This window comes from Rhizobium deserti (genome assembly GCF_004358025.1).
In the GTDB taxonomy this organism is placed as follows: domain Bacteria; phylum Pseudomonadota; class Alphaproteobacteria; order Rhizobiales; family Rhizobiaceae; genus Neorhizobium; species Neorhizobium deserti.
The window spans coordinates 996,202-1,015,711 of the sequence record NZ_SMTL01000002.1 but is presented as its reverse complement, the minus strand read 5'-3'; the positions used below and the strand labels follow the sequence as shown (position 1 = coordinate 1,015,711).

General features: G+C 60.7%; 17 protein-coding genes and 1 pseudogene. 4 read left to right on the top strand and 14 right to left on the bottom strand.

Annotated elements, in window-relative coordinates; genetic code table 11:
- Positions 1–27 precede the first annotated feature (27 nt).
- Positions 28–390 carry a hypothetical protein gene (locus tag E2F50_RS11430; RefSeq protein WP_133316226.1) on the top strand — a complete coding sequence of 121 codons (363 nt, stop codon included), beginning with the start codon at positions 28–30 and terminating at the stop codon, positions 388–390.
- Here the strand turns inward: E2F50_RS11430 and E2F50_RS11425 are convergent, their stop codons facing one another.
- From E2F50_RS11425 to E2F50_RS11415, 3 genes are all read right to left on the bottom strand, one after another.
- Positions 391–2,031: a peroxidase family protein gene (locus E2F50_RS11425; protein WP_245515367.1), complete on the bottom strand. Its 1,641-nt coding sequence runs from the start codon at positions 2,029–2,031 to the stop codon at positions 391–393.
- 141 nt (positions 2,032–2,172) lie between these two features.
- Positions 2,173–3,417 carry a class I SAM-dependent RNA methyltransferase gene (locus E2F50_RS11420; RefSeq protein ID WP_133316225.1) on the bottom strand — a complete coding sequence of 415 codons (1,245 nt, stop codon included), beginning with the start codon at positions 3,415–3,417 and terminating at the stop codon, positions 2,173–2,175.
- On the bottom strand, positions 3,414–4,169 hold the full coding sequence (locus E2F50_RS11415; RefSeq protein WP_133316428.1) for a TlyA family RNA methyltransferase: 756 nt from the start codon (positions 4,167–4,169) through the stop codon (positions 3,414–3,416). Before E2F50_RS11415 ends, E2F50_RS11420 begins: the two co-directional genes overlap by 4 nt.
- Positions 4,170–4,295: 126 nt before the next feature.
- On the opposite strand from E2F50_RS11415, the gene E2F50_RS11410 reads away from it, so the two are divergent.
- Positions 4,296–5,291, top strand: coding sequence for a DUF4424 domain-containing protein (locus tag E2F50_RS11410; protein WP_425375377.1), 996 nt, complete (start codon positions 4,296–4,298; stop codon positions 5,289–5,291).
- Positions 5,292–5,348: 57 nt separating this feature from the next.
- Here the strand turns inward: E2F50_RS11410 and dxs are convergent, their stop codons facing one another.
- The 6 genes and pseudogenes from dxs to E2F50_RS11380 form a co-directional block, all read right to left on the bottom strand.
- Positions 5,349–7,268, bottom strand: coding sequence for a 1-deoxy-D-xylulose-5-phosphate synthase (gene dxs, locus E2F50_RS11405; RefSeq protein ID WP_133316224.1), 1,920 nt, complete (start codon positions 7,266–7,268; stop codon positions 5,349–5,351).
- 101 nt (positions 7,269–7,369) lie between these two features.
- A pseudogene (locus E2F50_RS11400) lies at positions 7,370–8,292 on the bottom strand (pirin family protein).
- A gap of 9 nt (positions 8,293–8,301) precedes the next feature.
- Positions 8,302–8,664 (bottom strand): HepT-like ribonuclease domain-containing protein, encoded by a 363-nt coding sequence (locus tag E2F50_RS11395; protein WP_245515366.1) that lies wholly within the window; start codon positions 8,662–8,664, stop codon positions 8,302–8,304.
- Positions 8,654–8,965 carry a nucleotidyltransferase family protein gene (locus E2F50_RS11390; protein WP_133316223.1) on the bottom strand — a complete coding sequence of 104 codons (312 nt, stop codon included), beginning with the start codon at positions 8,963–8,965 and terminating at the stop codon, positions 8,654–8,656. Before E2F50_RS11390 ends, E2F50_RS11395 begins: the two co-directional genes overlap by 11 nt.
- Positions 8,966–9,074: 109 nt before the next feature.
- Positions 9,075–9,329, bottom strand: coding sequence for an exodeoxyribonuclease VII small subunit (locus tag E2F50_RS11385; protein WP_133316222.1), 255 nt, complete (start codon positions 9,327–9,329; stop codon positions 9,075–9,077).
- A gap of 3 nt (positions 9,330–9,332) precedes the next feature.
- Positions 9,333–10,265, bottom strand: a complete 933-nt coding sequence (locus E2F50_RS11380; RefSeq protein WP_133316221.1) for a histone deacetylase family protein — start codon at positions 10,263–10,265, stop codon at positions 9,333–9,335.
- Positions 10,266–10,405: 140 nt separating this feature from the next.
- Between E2F50_RS11380 and E2F50_RS11375 the strand changes: the two genes are divergently transcribed.
- Entirely contained in the window at positions 10,406–10,804 is a 399-nt protein-coding gene (locus tag E2F50_RS11375) for an acyl-CoA thioesterase (RefSeq protein ID WP_133316220.1), read from the top strand.
- Here E2F50_RS11375 and E2F50_RS11370 read toward each other — a convergent pair.
- From E2F50_RS11370 to E2F50_RS11360, 3 genes are read right to left on the bottom strand one after another with little or no spacing between them, the layout of a single operon-like run.
- On the bottom strand, positions 10,801–11,364 hold the full coding sequence (locus E2F50_RS11370) for a biotin transporter BioY (protein ID WP_133316219.1): 564 nt from the start codon (positions 11,362–11,364) through the stop codon (positions 10,801–10,803). The genes E2F50_RS11375 and E2F50_RS11370 overlap by 4 nt on opposite strands.
- Positions 11,365–11,394: 30 nt before the next feature.
- Complete coding sequence (locus E2F50_RS11365) at positions 11,395–12,000, bottom strand: energy-coupling factor transporter transmembrane component T family protein (RefSeq protein ID WP_133316218.1); 606 nt, start codon at positions 11,998–12,000, stop codon at positions 11,395–11,397.
- Entirely contained in the window at positions 11,997–12,674 is a 678-nt protein-coding gene (locus E2F50_RS11360; RefSeq protein WP_133316217.1) for an energy-coupling factor ABC transporter ATP-binding protein, read from the bottom strand. Before E2F50_RS11360 ends, E2F50_RS11365 begins: the two co-directional genes overlap by 4 nt.
- Positions 12,675–12,781: 107 nt before the next feature.
- On the opposite strand from E2F50_RS11360, the gene E2F50_RS11355 reads away from it, so the two are divergent.
- Positions 12,782–13,975, top strand: a complete 1,194-nt coding sequence (locus E2F50_RS11355) for a winged helix-turn-helix domain-containing protein (RefSeq protein WP_133316216.1) — start codon at positions 12,782–12,784, stop codon at positions 13,973–13,975.
- 6 nt (positions 13,976–13,981) lie between these two features.
- On the opposite strand, the gene glgB is transcribed toward E2F50_RS11355, so the two are convergent.
- Both glgB and treS read right to left on the bottom strand, forming a co-directional pair.
- Positions 13,982–16,189 carry a 1,4-alpha-glucan branching protein GlgB gene (glgB, locus tag E2F50_RS11350; protein ID WP_133316215.1) on the bottom strand — a complete coding sequence of 736 codons (2,208 nt, stop codon included), beginning with the start codon at positions 16,187–16,189 and terminating at the stop codon, positions 13,982–13,984.
- Positions 16,186–19,491 carry a maltose alpha-D-glucosyltransferase gene (gene treS / locus E2F50_RS11345; protein WP_245515389.1) on the bottom strand — a complete coding sequence of 1,102 codons (3,306 nt, stop codon included), beginning with the start codon at positions 19,489–19,491 and terminating at the stop codon, positions 16,186–16,188. Before treS ends, glgB begins: the two co-directional genes overlap by 4 nt.
- Between the last annotated feature and the right edge of the window lie 19 nt (positions 19,492–19,510).

Here is a 19,510-nt window from a genome sequence, read left to right as displayed (position 1 = left end):
AGGATGTTCTTTGATATGGAGGACATGATGCGCCAAATTCTTTCGGCCTTGGCCCTGACGCTTTTTTCCGCAGCCGCAGCCGCAGCGGATGCAGGTGCCGGCTCCCTGACAGCTATCGGCGAGCAACCAGGCCTTCATCTGGTGCAAAGCCCGGCAGTCACTATCGGCCCGAACGGTGTCATCCTGCGGCCGGGCAGCGAAGACTATCAGACGGATCGGCCAAGGGATCGCGACCGGGACCGATTTCAGCGCTATGTTTGCGTCGTGCCGCCGCCGCAAAGCTCGGACCGCAGGCGGCCCTATATCTGCAATGCCGATGAAGGCCGTATCGGCGGCCGCTGCCGCTGCCCTGGCACGGTAGGCAACGGCAGGCTTGATTTCGCGCGGTAACTATTGCGCCGGTTCGAGCTTCTCCGCCGGTGTGCCTGCCATGGTCCTTGGTTGAAACGGCCCGGTGCCGATGGGGTTTGCCTCCCCGACGAAGGCGATCAGATCGGCCATGGTGAACTGGCCGGGTGTCTTGCCGAGATGCGGCTGCCAGTTCGAGCGCCGATACAGAAATGACTGCTTGTCCCCATGCACCATGCCAAGGAAAGTCTCGGCAATGATGGCGGAGGCCATTGGGCCAAGCCTTTCGCCTTTGCCGTGATGATGAGCTTCACAGAGGACATAGTACCAAAGAGGTGTCTCTTTGTGGAGGTCATGCTTTGCGGCCACTTCACCCGCCGGACAGTCGGCGATTTCCTTAGCGGTCATAGGCTCCATGCCCATTGCGCGGCAGACAGCTTGCCCGGACGGAAGGCCGAGTTGCACACCGCGTCGAAGGTTGCGGAAGGGCAGAACGAATTCACGCCGCTCTTTTTCCGGCATCTCCGGCGTCAGGCCAGGCAATGTATGCAGTGCCGGCGCCATTAACGGGTCCAGTCTGCGTGAATGATTGAAAGCAAAGCCTTCATCATCCGTCGGCAGGTCGAGTTCGAAAAAGCGGCGCCAGTCAATCACCCAGTTGGACGGCAAAGTGGCCTGAGGTGCTGGTGGTTTTTGCGCCGGCGTCGGCGCAAGTTCGCCGATGATAAAACCCGATTTTCCGGTAAACAGGAAAAGCAGGGGCAATGTGCCGTTGGCAATTTTCTGGCCATCGCCCGGCCGGAACAGCCGGTTGTGGCTATACGTTTCGCGGACCATGGAATGGCCAAGCCGGTAGCAGGCAGCTGCAAACTCGGCCGGCATGAATGGCACATCGGGGAAACGAAAGATATTCCGGCCATTTTCCTTGATCTTGTTGATGATGCCGGGTTCCGTCAGCCGTTCCACGAAGTCGAAAAGCACGATCCACTGATAATGCCAGGTCACGATACGGCGCGCTTCAGCAAACAACGCCATCCCGGTGAGACTTGGCTTCGTTTCTTCTAAGTGATCGACCACGGCATTGTGAAACTTCAGCATTAACAAGTGGAATTGCGCGACCAACAGATTCTCGTCATTGCGCTCGTCGAAGATCAAGGCATGCCCGACCTGGTTGCGTGGTAAATCATTGTCGAGCTTTGGCACCATGATTGGTGGCTTTGGCTCTTCGACAGGCTGGACGTCATCGGACTCGGCTGCGTGGCCGATCAGCATCCGCTCCGTCACGCGGAAGGTCTTACCGTCCCGCGCATAAAGGTAGGGATGGATCCCTGGGCCATCACCATAGAGCGAATCGAGATCCAGCGCTGGTGTTCGAAAGTTTTTCGTCGCGTTTGCATCGGCTTTCTGCTTATCGAGCGGCGTCGTGTCAAGCGTAATGTCATGGTCGACGAACTGGCCAAGGTAGGTGTAGCCCGCTGGTATTTTCGGATTGTCTCCCTTCGGATCGGGATCTTTCCCCGCCTCCCCGTCCTTCATTGCTTCTGCAAGTTCGAACAGCGCGTCGTCCTCAACGAAAAGCGGCAAAAGACCGCGGAACAGGCGACCAAATTTTCCCGGATCACCGTTTTCTGCAATCTTATCCAGACTGTCGCGGCTCATTCCGCGCACGCCATGGCCGTGCATTGCGATTTCTGTCATGGTCCTTCCTCCAAAGACATTGCCGCAAACCGCTTGCGGCCAATGGTTGCGGAGGAAGCATGACATTAAAACCCTAAGATGCATACTAACCGTATGCACTTTCAGGTTGTACCCGTATTGCGCGCGTTACTTCTCCAATAGCGCCACTGTTTCCACATGCGTGGACCACAGAAACTGGTCGATCGGCGTGACGGACCTGATGCGGTAACCGGCATCCACGAGGATCCGCAGATCGCGTGCGAGCGTCAGGGGATTGCAGCTCACCGCGGCGATCTTCTTGATGCCCGAGCGAGCCAGTTCCTTCACCTGCACTTCGGCGCCGGCCCTTGGCGGATCGAAGACGGCTGCGTCATAAGTCTTCAGCTCCTGAACCGTCATCGGACGACGGAAAAGATCGCGTTTTTCGACGGTCACCGGTTTCAGCCCTTGCGTATTGCGGGCGGCATGATCGAGTGCCTTGAGCGGCTTGTCTTCGCTTTCCACCGCATGCACCCGGCCCAGGCGTGCCAGCCGAAGCGAGAATGTGCCGGAGCCGGCAAACAGGTCGATGATTCGTTTCGCCTTACCGATATGGCCCATGACCAGTTCCGCCATTGCCTCTTCGGCGGGTTTGGTCGCCTGGACGAAACCGCCCGGCGGCGGCGAGACCCGGACAATCCCGAAGTCGATTACCGGCTTCTGCGGCTCGATGACGATTTCGCCATTCACCGAGACGCGGGCAATTCCCTTCAAGGAAAGCACCGTCTCGGTCACCGTCCGGCGTTGCTTGTCGGAAAGCGGCTTCAGTCCTTCGGCGGCAAGATCGAGTCCCGACAGGGTCTCCAGCACCGCAATCCGGAAAGTCTCGGCGCCTGTCGCAAGCGAACGTCCGACGGCCCGTATCGCATCGAACCGTGCCACAATGCCGGGCACGGTGATGGGACATTCCTGGATGGAGAAGATCTGGTTGGTTTCGGCTCGGTTGAGGCCGAGCAGGAATTCCTTTTCCGTCAGCTTGGCGGAAAAGACCATGCGACGGCGCTCGGCCGGACGGGCAATGACGAGATCGCCCACATCGGGGACAAGGCCCTTGGATTTGAGCGCTTCGACGACCAGGCTGCGCTTAAAGGCGTGATAAGGTGCATCGGCCAGGTGCTGCAGCGAGCAGCCGCCGCAGGCATCGCTGTCGGGACCGAAGTGCCGGCAGGGTGGCGTCACCCGATCCGGCGAAATGTTCGCGGTCGACATGACCGTGCCGTGATCGCCGTTGCGGGCAATGGCAAGCGTCTCGCCCGGCAGGGCGTAGGGTACGTAGACGGGACCGTCGGGTCCGTTGCCGATGCCGTGCCCTTGCGCGCCCAGCCTGTTGATGGTGATCGTCACCGTACTCATTGCGGCTTGCGTCCGGCCAGCAGAAATTCCTCGTTACCGTCGCCGCCGGAAATCGGCGAGGGGATCATCCCGAGGCTTTTCCAGCCGATGTCTTCGACAAGCCAGCGCTCCAGTTCGGCGGCCACGGCCGGTGCCGTTTCCGGTTCCTTCAACAGCCCCGCCTTGCTGATTGCATCGCGGCCGGCCTCGAATTGCGGCTTGACGAGCAGCACGCAATGGGCACCCGGCTCGGCAAGCTCGAGCGCTGGAACCAGCGCCAGCTTCAGCGAGATGAAGGAGACATCCGAGACGATGAAGGTGATTTCGCGATTATCGTAATCGTCCGCCGTCAGGTAGCGGGCATTGACCCCTTCGATATTCGTGACGCGATCATCGGCAATCAGCCGCGGATGCATCTGCCCGTGGCCGACGTCGATCGAGGTGACATGTTCGGCGCCGCGCATCACCAGGACCTCGGTAAAGCCGCCGGTGGAGGCGCCGATATCGAGACAGTCGTGGCCAGCCGGATCGAGCTTGAAGTGATCAAGGGCGGCCACCAGCTTCAGCGCCGCCCGCGAAACATAATCCTGGGCCGGATCGTCGATGCTGATGTCGGCATCGGCGGCAAAGGTAAGGCTCGGCTTGGTGACGACTCGGCCGTTGACGGTGACTGTGCCGCGCGAAATGGCGTCGCGTGCACGGGCGCGGCTTGCAACAAGATCACGCGTTACCAGAAGCTGGTCGAGGCGTTGGTCTTCGGAATTGGAGGTCATGGTGGCAGTCAATGCCTGCCAATCCCCTGCCATGCAAGCTTTTCCTGTTCAATCGCGTGTCGCGATGCTTCTCTGCTGCCGGATATACATCTATGTTATGGCCTTCCGGGGCAGGGGGGTGAAGACATGCGTCGCATGACGGTGATGGCTGGTATTTTGCTGGCGGCGGGGCAGTGCTTCGCCAATGACACGACGGCCAAACTCACCACCGGCGGCCTCGTTTATGTCCAGACCTCCGACGTGTCGATGGAGGAGGAGGCGCTTTACCTGTCGCGCGAAGAGGTGCTGGTCGACTATGTCTTCCGCAATGGCAGCGACAAAGACATTGAGAGCATTATCGCGTTTCCGATGCCGGATGTCGTCGGCGGCTCGCAAAGCGATATCGCTTTCGGCGACACTGAGAATGACAATTTCCTCGGCTTTTCGGTGGTCCAGGACAGCCGGCAGATCAAGCCGGAGCTGCAGCAGCGGGCGATCGCCACGGGCATAGACTGGACGGACGATCTGGTGGCGCAAAAGGTGCCGCTGCTGCCCTATAGCGACAAGACGCTTGCGGCGCTGAAGCAGCTTCCGGAAGCCGTCAAGGCGGAATGGGTGGCGCGGGGCCTCCTTTTCGTCAACCGCTACGATGCCGGCAATGGCTGGCAGGAAGAGCTGACGCCGGCTTGGACATTGCGCTCGGCCTATTGGTGGAAGACGACATTTCCGCCCGGCGAACCGGTCCGCGTCAGCCATCGATACAAGCCGAGCGTGGGCGGTACCGTTGCCATGAGTTTCATCGAAAACGGCAAGCCGGCCATGGACTATCGCAGCTATGCGGAGCGCTACTGCATTGACGATGCCTTCATGAAGACGGCCGCCAAGCTGGAAGCGGCAGCCGGCAAATCCGGGCCGCATTATACCGAGCAGTGGATTTCCTACATCCTGACGACCGGCGCCAATTGGAGCGGGCCGATCAAGAAGTTCAAGCTGACGATCGACAAAGGCAAGCCTCAGGACTACGTCAGCTTCTGCGGCAGCGGCGTCAAGAAGGTCGGACCGACGACCTTCGAGATGACGGCCGAAGATTTCACCCCCGAGAAGGATCTTCACATCCTGTTTCTGACGGCAGCGGACTGGTAGCCGCTGCGGACATGCGCATAGACGAGAAAGCTTGTCGCTGACGCTTTCGAAACCGCTTCACCCGGCAGCACCAACGCCGATCTGCGTCTTCCCCAGCGCGCCGAACACGGTCGACACGATGCCGGCGCGGTCCAGGCCTGCCTTGGCATACATGGTGTCCGGATTGGCCTGTTCCATCCAGATATCCGGCAGCACCAGGGAGCGGATCTTCAGGCCGTTATCAAGCAGGCCTTCGACGCTCAGGAACTGCATGACGTGACTGCCGAAGCCGCCCACGGCGCCTTCTTCGACCGTAATCAGCACCTCGTGATGGCGTGCCAGTTGGCGGATCAGGTCATGGTCCAGCGGCTTGGCGAAACGCGCATCGGCCACGGTCGTCGACAGGCCCGCCGCATCGAGGTCTTCTGCCGCCAGCAGACATTCCTTGAGACGCGTGCCGAAGCAAAGCACAGCCACTTTGGCGCCCTGCTTCATCACCCGGCCCTTGCCGATTTCGAGGATTGTGCCCCGTTCCGGCAGCTCTACACCGACGCCTTCACCGCGCGGATAGCGGAATGAGATCGGGCCTTCGTTATAGGCAGCGGCCGTGCGCACCATATGCTTCAGTTCCGCCTCGTCGGCGGCCGCCATCACCACCATGCCGGGTAGGGCGGCGAGGAAGGTCGTGTCGAAGGAACCGGCATGGGTCGGCCCGTCGGCACCGACGAAACCGGCTCGGTCGATCGGGAAGCGGACCGGCAGCTTCTGGATTGCCACGTCATGCACGACCTGATCGTAGCCGCGCTGCAGGAAGGTGGAGTAGAGCGCGCAGAAGGGCTTGAAACCTTCAGTCGCGAGACCTGCGGCAAAGGTCACCGCATGCTGCTCGGCAATCCCCACGTCGAAGGTGCGGGCGGGGAAAATCTCCGCGAGCTTGTCTATGCCCGTGCCGTTTGGCATGGCGGCGGTAATACCGACGATCTTCTCGTCGATTGTCGCTTCCTGGACGAGCGCATCGCCGAAGACGCTGGTATAGCTTGGGGCATTCGGCTTCGACTTCGCTTGGGCTCCGGTGATGACGTCGAATTTGTTGACGCCGTGATACTTGTCGGCGGCCGCTTCCGCCGGCGGGTAGCCCTTGCCCTTCTGCGTCACCACATGGATCAGCACCGGCCCGCGGCCATTGTCGCGCACATTGCGCAGCACGGGCAGGAGGTGGTCGAAGGAATGCCCGTCGATCGGGCCGATATGATAGAAACCCATTTCCTCGAACATGGTGCCACCGGTCACGTAGCCGCGCGCATGCTCGACGGCGCGGGTTATGGCCCGGTCGATGCCGCGGCCGAGATAGGCGGTCAGCTTCTTGCCCAGTTCCCGCACGCCCATATAGGCCCGGCCCGAGGCAAGCCGCGCCAGATAGGCACTCATCGCGCCGGTCGGCGGGGCGATCGACATGTCGTTGTCGTTGAGAATGACGATCAGCCGCGCATCGAGCGCGCCCGCATTGTTGAGCGCCTCATAAGCCATACCGGCTGACATGGCGCCGTCGCCGATGATCGAAATCACATTGCGCTTCGAGCCCGACAGGTCGGCGGCCACGGCCATGCCAAGGCCCGCCGAAATCGATGTGGAGGAATGCGCGGCACCGAACGGGTCATATTCGCTCTCGGCGCGGCGGGTGAAACCGGAAAGCCCGTTTTCCTGGCGCAAGGTGCGGATCCGGTCGCGGCGGCCGGTCAGGATCTTGTGCGGATAGCATTGATGCCCGACATCGAAGATCAGCCGGTCGTCCGGCGTATTGAAAACCTTGTGGATGGCGATCGTCAGTTCGACAACGCCGAGACCCGCGCCCAGATGGCCGCCGGTCTTCGACACCGCATCGATCATTTCGTCGCGCACTTCACGAGCAAGCTGCGGCAGGTCACGGTCCTCGATCTGGCGAAGATCAGCGGGAAGCTTGACCTTGTCGAGCAACGGCGTCGTGGGGAGGGATGTCACAGAGGCTGCCTTCTCTCATCTTGTTCGCAAGCGCGTGCCTTCACAAGATGAGAAGAAAACGGGCTTTTTCAAGTTGTCGCGGTGCCGGTTTCTAATCGATTTTAGCCGGTGGGCAAGGGTACAAACTCTTCCTCGTCTCCCGGCACGATATCGAAGCGACCAGTCCGCCATTCTTCCTTGGCCTTCTCGATCCGCTCCTTTGAGGAGGACACGAAATTCCACCAGATATAGCGCTTTGAAGTCAGCGCCGCCCCTCCGAACATCATGACGTGACAGCCGGCCTGCCCGGCCTCGATGGTGATCTCGTCGCCGGGGCGAAACACCAGCAACCGATCCGCGGCAAACCGGTCGCCTGAAACAACCAGCTCCCCGGACAGGATGTAGACGGCCCGCTCTTCATGGGCGGCGGAAAACGGAAAGCGCCGGCCTGGCTTGAGCCGGACATCCACATAAAGCGTATCGGTCAACGTCGAAACCGGCGATGCAAGACCGTCGAAAGAGCCGATGACGACGCGGCCGCTTGCTCCGTCGGCGTCGATGACCGGCATGGCATCTCTGCCAGTATGCGAGAAGGCTGGGTCTGTTTCTTCACGGTCCTCGGGCAAGGCAAGCCACGTCTGCAGGCCGGAAACAGATGTCGGATGGCCGCGGAGGTTTTCCGGCGTCCGTTCGGAATGGACGATGCCGCGCCCGGCTGTCATCAGGTTGATGTCGCCGGGCTTGATGACGAGTTCGGTTCCCAGGCTGTCGCGATGCTTGATTTCACCGTCGAACAGGTAGGTGACGGTCGAAAGGCCAATGTGTGGATGCGGCTTGACGTCGAGAGCCTGATCGGCGCGCAGCAGAGCCAGGCCCATCCGGTCGAAGAAGATGAAGGGTCGACCAGCCGCCGCTGCCGCGTCGGTAAGGCACGCCGCACCAGGAAACCGCCGATATCGCTGGAGCGCGGGATGATCAGGTTCTCGATGGCATCGCAGGCCAAGGCATCGCCGGCGGCAGGGTCGATTCCGGGAAAGAAGGACATGGCGGCTCGCTAGAGTGTTTCCTGGTCGTCCGGATACTGCCCCAGGAATGTGTTCAGTTCAACGAGAAGCGGCGGGAGGCGATCTGTAACGATCATCCAGACCACCTCATCGAGAATATCCTCGTACCCGTGCCGAAGTACGTTTCCGACGCCCCTGATATTGCGCCAGTCGTGAGCGGGGAAAAGCTCTTCTGCCGTTGGTCCAAGCTTGATACTTGCTTCCGATAGTCTCGCGAGGCATCTTTCGGAAGCATCGCGTGTGATCGAGCTTTGCAGGTAAGCCTCGAAGTCCATTCCGCGCGTATATTGCAGAATGGCTTGTCCATTCTCGACGATGTCACGGATCCGGATCAAAGGGCGCTTAGTAGGCAACGGCTCGATCCCGTTCGACGCTTCTGCGGAAGCGTTCTTTGCGGAGAGGTTCGGGCACGATGTCAACGCTGCTCGCACCGGTGATGCCGATAATCAAAGCGCGCAAATCTTCGATCGCGCTGAAGTAACCCCAGCCCGAATGAAGCAGCGGTTCGGCAAATTTGACGAGGACATCAAGGTCGGACTCGTCCGTCGCTTCGCCGCGCGCAACCGAGCCAAAGATCGACACATGCTCCGCACCCGCGGCGCGCAGTTCCTGCTCGTGCTCTCTTAGCTTGGCGATGACCTGGTCCTTGTCCATGGCCGATAATATAGTCGAGCCCGTGATTTTGGTCGATAGCCGTCGACCTGGCCCTCAGGCTCTCGCCGGAGACCGTCCAAAAGAAAGGCGGCAGAAGCGTTCGGTAAGCTTATTCGCTGTCCAGCGGCTCGACACCCTGGGGGTTGCCGGAACGGTCCAGGCGGATCTTCTCGATGCGGTTTTCCGCCGCCGTCAGCAGCTTTTCGCAGTGCTTCTTCAAGGCTTCGCCGCGCTCGTAGATGGAGATGGATTCATCCAGAGCCACGTCACCGCGCTCCAGCCGCGCCACGATGCTTTCCAGCTCGGCCACAGCCTTTTCAAAGGAATAGCCGCTCACATCGATGGTTTCGCTGTTGTCGGTCATTCCTTACCCTCTCATCAGTCTGCAAATATGCAAGCCGGCCGACTCGGCCAATCCTTCAAGATCATAACCGCCCTCAAGCAAGCTGACGACCCGGTTGCCGGCGTATTTGCCGGCGATCTCCATCACCCGCCCGGTTGCCCAATCGAAATCGTCACCGACCAGATTGATCTGCGCCAGGGGGTCGCGGTGATGCGCATCAAAACCGGCCGAAATGATGATGAAGTCAGGACGGAAATTCTTGAGCGCCGGCAGGACGCGGGACTTGAAGGCTTCGCGAAAATGCTCGCTGCCGTCATTCGGGGAAAGAGGAGCGTTAACAATATTGTTCTTCGTGCCTGTCTCGTCCTTGGCGCCAGTGCCCGGATAAAGCGGCATCTGATGCGTCGAGGCAAAGAGCACCGACGGGTCGTTCCAGAAGATGTCCTGGGTGCCATTGCCGTGATGCACGTCCCAATCGACGACCGCCACACGCTCGACACCGTATTTCTGCTGGGCGTGACGGGCGGCGATTGCGGCATTGTTGAACAGGCAGAAGCCCATCGCCTTCATTTTCTCGGCGTGATGGCCAGGCGGGCGGGAGGCGACAAAGGCATTGTCCACCTGGCCCGTCAGCACGTCGTCGACCGCTGCCATGGCGCCGCCGATTCCGGTCAAGGCTGCCTGCAGGCTCTTTGGCCCCACATAAGTATCCGCCTCGATCTGGTGGATCTCGTCCTCTTCCGGGATTTCGCGCATGACGGCGCGTAAATGCTCTTCCGGATGGGCGAGCAGGACGGCATCCTCATTGGCCTGCGGAGCCTGCTTGCGGTCGAGCTTGTCGAAATTCGGGTGCTGCAGGGCAATCGCCAGGGAGCGCAGCCGGTCGGCCCGCTCGGGGTGGCCTTCCGGCGTCTTGTGCTCGAGAAAGAGATCGTGTTCGTAAAGGCGCGTGGTCATTGGGCGGCCTCATGTGTGAGCATCCGGATGGCGTGCCACTCGACATGGCGCAGATGTGGCATATTTTCAAGCGGGAGCCTTGCGGGCCGCCGTTCGGCTTGAAAGAGTGAACTCGACGAAGACGTCAGCCAGAGGGTGCCGTGGCCAAGGAAACTGTCAAACCGCCGGAATTTCGCGTGCCTTTTCGCGATGTCGACATGAACGGAGAAATGTTCCGCTCCGCCTATGTTTCGCGTGCCGAAGAAGCGGTCACCGATTTCTGGCGCCGCCGCAAGGCATTGAAGGGAGATCCCTTCTTCGCGGTCTGCAAGGTCACCTGCAGCTTTCACAAGCCCTTGAAGCTCGGTGATCTGGTGCGCATGGAGGTGGGCGTCAGCAAGATCGGCGGCAAGACGGCCGGTTTTCTCGTGCGCATGACCCGTGGAGCCGAGGCGGTGGCGGAAGCCGAAGTTGTGTGGGCTGCTTGCGATCCGGAGGACCGCGAGCCAGTCGCGCTGCCGGAAGAGCTGCGCGACTGGCTTTATCAGTTTCTCGACTAGGCGCGCTGCGGCAGCAGAGGATAGCCGGCCATCACTGCACGACCGGCGAGCGCCGCAACGACCGCCTTCAGGACATCCCCGGGAATGAAGGCCAGCGAGCCGAGGAACGCCTTCGACAATCCCATGCCGGTAACAAGCGCCAAATAGGTGATGCCGAATGCATAAAGCACCACCACGCCGCCGATCAGCGCTGCAATGAAGAAGCTGACGCCTTGAACAAGGCCTGCCTGCTCCCGGTTGACGAGTCTTTCGCACAGGAAGCCGGTGACGAAGGCGGCAGCCACCCAACCGATTAGATAGCCGGTCGTCGGTGCCGCAAACACGGCAAGGCCGCCGCGACCGCCCGACAGGACCGGCATGCCGATCGCAGCAATCAACAGCACCAGCAGCACCGCGATCATGCCGCGCTTGGCGCCCAGCACAACGCCAGCCAGCATAACCCCCAGCGATTGCGCCGTGATCGGCACGGGAATGAAGCCCAGCATGATGGACGGCAGAAGCCCCAGCACGATGATGATGGCAGCGAAAAGAGCGGCCAGAACAAGATCGCGGGTGACCATGGTTTGGTATTCCTTAGTGGTGACGATGCCTCACTTCTGCCCTCTCAAGCCACGCGCGTCAATCGCAGCTGCAATCTCGTCGGCGCTGCGCAGGGTCAGGATGATCATCGGCACGGCAAGCGTCAGCGGCCGCGGCTTCAGCCCGCGGGCATAGTGGGCGTCGCGAATGGAAATGTAACGAAGAAGCACTTCCGGCACGAAACGGATGACAAGTCCGACCGACAGGCCAATATCGGACGCCTTCATCAGACCCAGCCGCTCCAGGGGGAGGGCAAGCCAGGTGATCTCGTCGATAAAGGCGCCGATTCCGGTCGTCGCCGTGATTGCAGCCGCCAGCAGCATCAGGCTCGTAAGCCTGAGGAGAACCGTAGCGGCCTGCACGGGTGTGTCGACGAGCAGCGTGAACAGCGCAACGATGACGATGGTCAGCAGGATTGGCCGCAGGCGTTGCCAGGAATCCCGCAAGGACAGGCCAAGCATCGCGTAGAGACCGGCGCTGCAGACAGCCATGATGCCGAGCAGGGGCAGGGAACTCACCACAAACAGTGCCACGCTGGCACCTGCAAGCAATAGGAGCTTCAGGCGCGGCGAGAGCCGGTGCAGCAGGCTGTCGCCCTGGACATAAAGCGTCCTCATGCGGCGATCTCCCTGTAGCGGGAAATGACATCCGAGGCATTGCCGTCTGCTGCAAGCCGGCCCTGGTGGAAGAGCAGGAGCCGGTCGAAATCCGCCACCAGGTCGAGGTCGTGGCTGATGACGATGACGCTCTCCTCAAGCCCATCGATCGTGAACTGAACTAGGTTGCGGTTCCTGAGATCCAGTTGGTTGGTCGGCTCGTCCATGATCAGGATGCCGGGCTTGCTGACCAGAACGGAAGCAAGCGCCGCCAGCTGCAGTTCGCCGCCGGAAAGCTCATGCGCACGCCGGTCCGCAAGATGGGCGATGCCGAAGCGGGACAGCACCGCCTCCACGGCGGCATCCGTCAGCTCACGGGAAAGCTTGCGGCTCTTGAGCCCGAGCGCGATATCCTCTTTGAGGATCGGCAGGATGATCTGGTTTTGCGGGTTCTGAAAGATGAAGCCTGTTTCGGCCCGCACCCGGTCGGCATCCTTGATCGTATCGAAGCCGTTGACACTGACCCGGCCGCTCGACGGTGTCACCAGTCCGTTGATCATCCGTACGAAGGTCGTCTTGCCGGAGCCATTGAGGCCGATCACGCCAATCCGGCGCTCGCTCAGCGACAGCGTCAGCGGATGCAGGATCAGGCGCTTCTCGAAACGTGCTTCTGCTTCTTCGAACCGGATATCCAAGCCTGTTCCCCCGTCTTCGGGCGGTCTATAAACGAGATAGTCGGGGAGGGGAATTCGGAACTGAAGGTGAACATTGAAACCGGCACCGGGGCCGCCTACTGTAACCCATGGCGATTCTGATACCCAACGAGCAAGCCCGCAGAATATTCATGGAAAGGCAGCAGCTTTCGCTGCCGCCCGGGCGCGCCCTCACCAAGGCTGGTCTGCTGCAGCTGATCGACGACCTCGGTTTCGTTCAGGTGGACAGTATCGCGACGGTCGAGCGGGCCCATAACATGATCCTGTTTTCGCGCAACCAGACCTACCGGAGGGAGCACCTGACGGCGCTTCTGGAAAAGGACCGCGAGCTTTTCGAACACTGGACGCACGACGCCTCGATTATCCCGGCGCGCTTCTTCCGGTACTGGAAGCATCGCTTCCGGCGCCGCGAGCCGATCATCGCCGAACGCTGGAAGAAATGGCACGGCGAAGATTTCGATGCGGCTTTTGCAGAAACCCTCCAGCACATATGCGAGAACGGTGCGATCATGTCCCGAGACATGAAGGCGGAGGAGCACAAGTCGGGCGGCTGGTGGAACTGGCATCCGAACAAGACAGCGCTGGAATATTTCTGGCATACGGGCAAGCTCGCCATTGGCGGGCGCGTCAATTTCCAGAAGATTTATGACCTGACGGAGCGGGTCATCCCGCCGCATCATTACCAGCCGGAGGTGAGCGAGGCGGAGTTTACCGACTGGGCCTGCCGCAACGCTTTGCAGAAACTCGGCTTTGCCACTTCGGGAGAAATTGCCGCCTTCTGGGATATCGTTACGCCCGAAGAGGCGAAGAATTGGGTCAGGCAGCACCGCGATGAACTGGTCGAGGTGCTGATCGAAACGGCAGACGGCAGCAAGCCGCGTCTTTCTTTCGCATTTGCCGGATTCATCCAAACCCTTGCCGACCTTCCCGAGCCGCCGGCACGCGTGCGGGTGCTGAGCCCCTTCGACCCTCTTCTGCGCAACCGCGACCGGGCCGAGCGGCTGTTCAACTTCTTCTACCGGATCGAGGTCTTCGTACCGGAGCCGAAGCGGCAATACGGCTATTACGTCTTCCCGCTGCTCGAAGGCGATCGGATGATCGGCCGTATCGACATGAAGGCGGACCGCAAGTCGGGCACGCTCGAGGTGCGCAAGCTATGGCTCGAAAGGGGCATACGGTCGTCAGCCGGCCGCCTCGAAAAGCTCGAGGCGGAATTGCTGCGGGTCGGCCGTTTTGCCGGTGTAAGCAAGATCACCTACCAGAGCGACTGGCGCAGTGCTTAGTGCCGGTTAGGCTCTCCAGCGCAAAAAGACGGTGGCAAGCGGCGGCAGGGTGAGCAGGATCGATGACGCCCTGCCATGCGCCGGATGCGGTTCCGTCCAGGCTTCGCTCTGACCCAGATTGCCGCCGCCGTAAATGCCGGCATCGGTGTTTAAGACCACTTCCCAGCGCCCTTCAAAAGGCACGCCCATGCGGTAACCTTCGCGCGGCACCGGCGTCATGTTGGACGCGATCAGCATGGCCGAGGAACGGTCCTGAGCGCTGCGGAGCATGCCGTAGACGCAATTTTCGGCGTCGTCGGACACCGCCCATTCAAAGCCTTCCGGGTGCAGATCGCTGAACTGCAGGGCAGGCTCCTGGACATAAAGCTTGTTCAGGTCGCCGATTAATCGCTGCACGCCTGCATGGTCGGGCTGGTCGAGCAGGTCCCAAACGATTGAGCCGTCGTGGTTCCATTCCGTTTCCTGGCCCAGTTCGCAGCCCATGAACAGGAGCTTCTTGCCCGGATGGCCCCACATAAATCCGAAATAGGCCCGCAGATTGGCCATTTTCTGCCAGTGGTCGCCCGGCATCTTGCCGAAAAGCGAGCCCTTGCCGTGTACCACCTCGTCATGGCTGATCGGCAGCATGAACCGCTCTGAGTAGGCGTAGACCATACCGAAGGTCATGCCGCCATGATGGTATTTCCGGTAGATCGGGTCGTCCTCGATGTAGTGCAGGGTGTCGTGCATCCATCCCATATTCCACTTAAAGTCGAAGCCTAGGCCGCCCTCTTCCGGCGGCTTGGTAACGCCCGGCCACGCGGTGGATTCCTCCGCCACGGTAAAGGCATGCGGGCAGCGCTCATGGACGATGCTGTTCAGGTGCTTGAAGAACTCGACGGATTCGAGGTTTTCGCGACCGCCATACTTGTTGGGGATCCATTCGCCTGCATCGCGGCTATAGTCGCGGTAGAGCATGGAGGCCACCGCATCGACGCGCAGAGCATCCACATGGTAATGCTCCAGCCATTCCAGCGCGCTGGCGATCAGGAAGCCTTTCACCTCGTTGCGTCCGAGATTGTAGATCAGCGTGTTCCAGTCCTTGTGGAAGCCTTCGCGCGGATCCGCATGTTCGTAGAGGGCCGTTCCGTCGAAATTGGCAAGGCCCCAAACATCGGTCGGAAAATGCGCCGGCACCCAGTCAAGGATGACGCCGATGCCCGCGGCATGGCAGCGGTCGATGAAATAGGCGAAATCCTCGGGCGTGCCGTAGCGGCCGGTCGGTGCAAAGAGGCCGAGCGGCTGATAGCCCCAGGAGCCACCAAAGGGATGCTCCATGATCGGCAGCATTTCGATATGGGTGAAACCCAGTTCCTTGACATAGGGCACCAGCCGCTGGCTGAGTTCCACCCAGTCGAGCGACCGATTGTCTTCTTCCGGAACGCGGATCCAGGACCCGAGGTGAACTTCATAGACCGAGATGGCAGCTTCGCCGGAGCGGTCGGCCCGTTTGGCGCGCATCCATTCCTCGTCGCTCCACCGGAAGGGCTTCGAAGAGGCGATGATCGATGCTGTCGAGGGTGCAGCCTCGCTGGCACGCGCAACCGGATCTGCCTTTTGCGGAAGCAGGTTGCCGTGAGCATCGATGATCTCGAACTTGTACCGCTCGCCATGCGTCAGCCGCGGGATAAACAATTCCCATATGCCAGCCTGGGGCCGAAGCCGCATCGGGTAGCGCCGCCCGTCCCAGGCGCAGAAATCGCCGACCACCGACACGCGCCGCGCATTCGGCGCCCATACTGCGAAGCGGACCCCCTGCACGCCATCCTGTTCCACTGGAATGGCGCCAAGCGTGCGTCCGAGATCGTAATGGGTGCCTTGGCCGATCAGGTGCAGGTCGAGATCGCCGAGCAGCATGCCGAAGGAATAGGGATCCTCCATTTCCTGGACCGCATCGGGCCAATGGATCCTGAAGCGATAGGGTGCCATGCTCCCGGTGAGGCCCGCAAACAGGCCGCCTTCATGAATGGGCTCCAGTTCAGCCAGAACCTTGCCTGTCTCGGCTTCTATTACTTCCACGGTCAGGGCGCCGGGCAAAAGGGCTCGCACCACTATAAGCTCGCCGTATTGGTGACGCCCAAGGATGGAAAAGGGATCACCGTGCCGGCCGTCGACCAAGGCCTGTAAGCCTTCCTGGACCGTACCGGTCATCAAATCGGTGCGCTCGTATCTCATGACACATTCTCCAGAAGTCGTGATGCGATCGCCGAGAAGCCGGCAAGCGGAAGAGGAAGCCATTGCGGACGGTTGCGCACTTCGTAGGCGATTTCGTAGGCGGCTTTTTCCAGAAGGAAAAGGTCGAGGATCTTGCTGCGCGCCTCATCAGCGATGCGCAGTTCTTCCGACCCTTGCGTCGCGTCGAAATAGGCTTGCAGGAAGGCCGGTTCCGCCATGTCGATGAAGCGCTGGATCAACTGCTTGTGGCGCGCATCGTCCACTTCGCTGATCACGTCGCGGTCGAGATCGGCCGAGGCGGCGAGATAGCTCAGCGACCGCAACAGGCCGGCGACATCGCGCAACGGGTTGGTCTTGGCACGCCGCTCCGCAAGGTCGCGGGCCGGCTCGCCTTCGAAATCGATGATATAGGCATCGCTTTCGGCCACCAGGATCTGCCCGAGGTGGAAGTCGCCGTGGTTGCGTGTCATCAATGTGTCTTCGGCCGCACGGGCGAAATGATCAGCGAGGCTCAGCAATTGCTCCTGCTTGTCGAGCAGTTCCTTGGCCTGATTTCCTGGCTCGCCCTCCAGCTCGCCTGCCATGCTTTCGAGCATGCCAAGGCTGGATGAGATCTGTTCCTTGACGGCACCCACCCATTTATCGACATCGCCTGCACCGGCACGCACAGGCTTGAAGTCTTCGTCCTCGGTTGGTTGCGCGAGTGCCACATGCAGTTCGCCCAGCCGCTTGCCGATGGTTGCCGCAAACTCGACGAGAGGCTTGAAATGTTCGTCAGCCGCCTCGGTATCGAGATCGGTCACGGCGATCTCGTCGATCGAGCGGCGAAGATTGCTGAGCATCCAGTTCCAGGCGTCGCCCTGGTTGCGGATAGCGCCCTGAACGATGACCAAAGTATAGCGGTTGCCGTCCGGAGCGGTGCGGGCAACTTCGCCCAGGAGCTGAGCCGTGTTTTTGTAGCCGACATTGGTCAGGTAGCGGGTCATCTCCACTTCCGGATGGATGCCCGGGAAAATGTGGCGGATGAGCTTCACCATGGCCAGATCGCCAAGGATCAGCGAGCTGTTGGATTGCTCGGCGGACAGCCAGTGGACATGCATGTCGTCGTTGAGCGTCATGCAGTCTAGCTTGTCGGTGCCGATGAATTCCAGCGTTCCGGCACGACCGGAAATCACAGAACGTTCGCACAGGCCGCGGATGACGCCGCGGGCAAGGCCCTCCATGGCAAAGCCATCGGTGAGGAAGCCGACGCGGCGGCCCTGCCGGATACGGGCCAGGGCCAGCTGCTGGGCGAGCGCGGTAGGCTGGGTTTCGTCCCACGAAATCGCCAGCGGCAGCAGGTAGGTATCGAGCTTGCCACCCACATCCACTTCCAGCTCGCCCAGAAGTATATTATGGGCAAATGCAATCGGGGTTGCCGAAACCAGACGGGCGGAATTGAGCGCCGACCCCTTGGCTCCGAACCAGCGGCGCTTGCCGAGATAGGTTGGCAGGATCTCGTTCGACAGCGTATTGGCGAGCCGTGGCTGATCCACCAGTTCCTGAAGATCGCGCCGCACGACCATGGTCCCCATGTCCTGCATCTGCTCGGGCGGTTCCGTCCGCCAGGCCGGTCCGTCCGATTCCGCCATCAGCTGGAACCAGAAGAAGCCGTAGGGCGGCAGGGTCAACAGATAGGTCAGCTGTCCGATCGGCGGGAAGGGCGACATGCCGGTGAGCTCGATCGGCACCCGGCCCTCGAACTTGGAAAGATCCAGCTCGACCGCCTGCGGCAGCCGCGACAGGTTTGCGACGCACAGGATCGTTTCGCCTTCATATTCGCGCAGGTAGCAAAGGATCTTGCGGTTGCCAGGCGTGAGGAAGCGTTGTGAGCCTCGGCCAAAGGCATTGTGCTTGTTGCGTAGCGCCAGCATTCGCCGGGTCCAGTTGAGAAGCGAGTGAGCATCGTCGCTCTGCGCTTCCACGTTGACAGCCTGGTAGCCGTAGAGCGGATCCATGACCGGCGGCAGAACCAATCTTGCAGGATCAGCCTTGGAGAAGCCAGCATTGCGGTCCGGGGACCACTGCATGGGCGTGCGGACACCGTCCCGGTCGCCGAGATAGATGTTGTCGCCCATGCCGATTTCGTCGCCATAGTAGAGAACCGGGGTGCCGGGCATGGAGAGAAGCAGCGCGTTCATCAATTCGATGCGCCGGCGGTCGCGCTCCATCAGCGGCGCAAGGCGCCGGCGAATACCGAGATTGATACGCGCACGCCGGTCCGCAGCATAAGTGTTCCAAAGGTAGTCGCGCTCTTCGTCGGTCACCATTTCGAGCGTCAGCTCGTCATGGTTGCGCAGGAAGATGGCCCATTGGCAGTTTTCTGGAATCTCCGGCGTCTGGCGCATGATGTCGGTAATCGGAAAACGGTCTTCTTTGGCAATTGCCATGTACATGCGCGGCATCAGCGGGAAGTGGAATGCCATATTGCATTCGTCGCCGTCGCCGAAATATTCGCTCGTATCCTCCGGCCACTGGTTGGCCTCGGCGAGAAGCATCTTGCCCGGGTGGCTGGTATCGAGAGACGCGCGGATCTTCTTGAGGATATCGTGCGTTTCCGGGAGGTTCTCATTGTTGGTGCCTTCGCGCTCCACCAGATAGGGGATGGCGTCGAGCCGGAAACCGTCGACGCCGGTATCGGCCCAGAAGCGCATGACTTCCAGCAATTCGTCCAGCACGGCCGGATTGTCGAAGTTGAGGTCCGGCTGGTGGGAATAGAAGCGGTGCCAGTAATAGCTGCCAGCCACAGGATCCCAGGTCCAGTTCGACTTTTCCGTATCGAGAAAGATGATCCGAGTTTCAGGAAATTTCTGATCGCTGTCGGACCAGACATAGAAGTCGCGCTCAGGAGAGCCGGCCGGCGCATGCCGGGCGCGCTGGAACCAGGGATGCTGGTCGGATGTGTGGTTGATGACCAGTTCGATGATTACCCTCAAGCCGCGCTGGTGGGCTGCGTCCACGAAGCTGCGGAACTCTTCCATCGTGCCGTAGTCGGGGCTGACGTTGGTATAGTCGGCAATATCATATCCATCATCGCGACGCGGAGACGGGAAGAAAGGCAGGAGCCATATCGTGTTGGCGCCGAGAGACGCGATATAATCCAGCTTCTCGTGCAGCCCCTTGAAGTCGCCTATGCCGTCACCATTGGCATCGTGGAAGGACTTGATGTGAAGCTGGTAGATTACAGCATCCTTGTACCAGAGGGGATCGGAATCCTGGAAAGAGGCCTGTCCCTGAACCTGGCTGCGGCCGGTGGTCACCATATCCATAGTCTTCTTCCTC

Excerpts from the sequence above, each read along its gene's own strand:
- E2F50_RS11430 (WP_133316226.1), top strand. The coding sequence starts at position 28 with ATGCGCCAAATTCTTTCGGCCTTGGCCCTGACGCTTTTTTCCGCAGCC.
- E2F50_RS11425 (WP_245515367.1), bottom strand. The coding sequence starts at position 2,031 with ATGCACGGCCATGGCGTGCGCGGAATGAGCCGCGACAGTCTGGATAAG.
- E2F50_RS11420 (WP_133316225.1), bottom strand. The coding sequence starts at position 3,417 with ATGAGTACGGTGACGATCACCATCAACAGGCTGGGCGCGCAAGGGCAC.
- E2F50_RS11415 (WP_133316428.1), bottom strand. The coding sequence starts at position 4,169 with ATGACCTCCAATTCCGAAGACCAACGCCTCGACCAGCTTCTGGTAACG.
- E2F50_RS11410 (WP_425375377.1), top strand. The coding sequence starts at position 4,296 with ATGCGTCGCATGACGGTGATGGCTGGTATTTTGCTGGCGGCGGGGCAG.
- E2F50_RS11390 (WP_133316223.1), bottom strand. The coding sequence starts at position 8,965 with ATGGACAAGGACCAGGTCATCGCCAAGCTAAGAGAGCACGAGCAGGAA.
- E2F50_RS11385 (WP_133316222.1), bottom strand. The coding sequence starts at position 9,329 with ATGACCGACAACAGCGAAACCATCGATGTGAGCGGCTATTCCTTTGAA.
- E2F50_RS11380 (WP_133316221.1), bottom strand. The coding sequence starts at position 10,265 with ATGACCACGCGCCTTTACGAACACGATCTCTTTCTCGAGCACAAGACG.
- E2F50_RS11370 (WP_133316219.1), bottom strand. The coding sequence starts at position 11,364 with ATGGTCACCCGCGATCTTGTTCTGGCCGCTCTTTTCGCTGCCATCATC.
- E2F50_RS11365 (WP_133316218.1), bottom strand. The coding sequence starts at position 12,000 with ATGAGGACGCTTTATGTCCAGGGCGACAGCCTGCTGCACCGGCTCTCG.
- E2F50_RS11355 (WP_133316216.1), top strand. The coding sequence starts at position 12,782 with ATGGCGATTCTGATACCCAACGAGCAAGCCCGCAGAATATTCATGGAA.
- glgB (WP_133316215.1), bottom strand. The coding sequence starts at position 16,189 with ATGAGATACGAGCGCACCGATTTGATGACCGGTACGGTCCAGGAAGGC.
- treS (WP_245515389.1), bottom strand. The coding sequence starts at position 19,491 with ATGGTGACCACCGGCCGCAGCCAGGTTCAGGGACAGGCCTCTTTCCAG.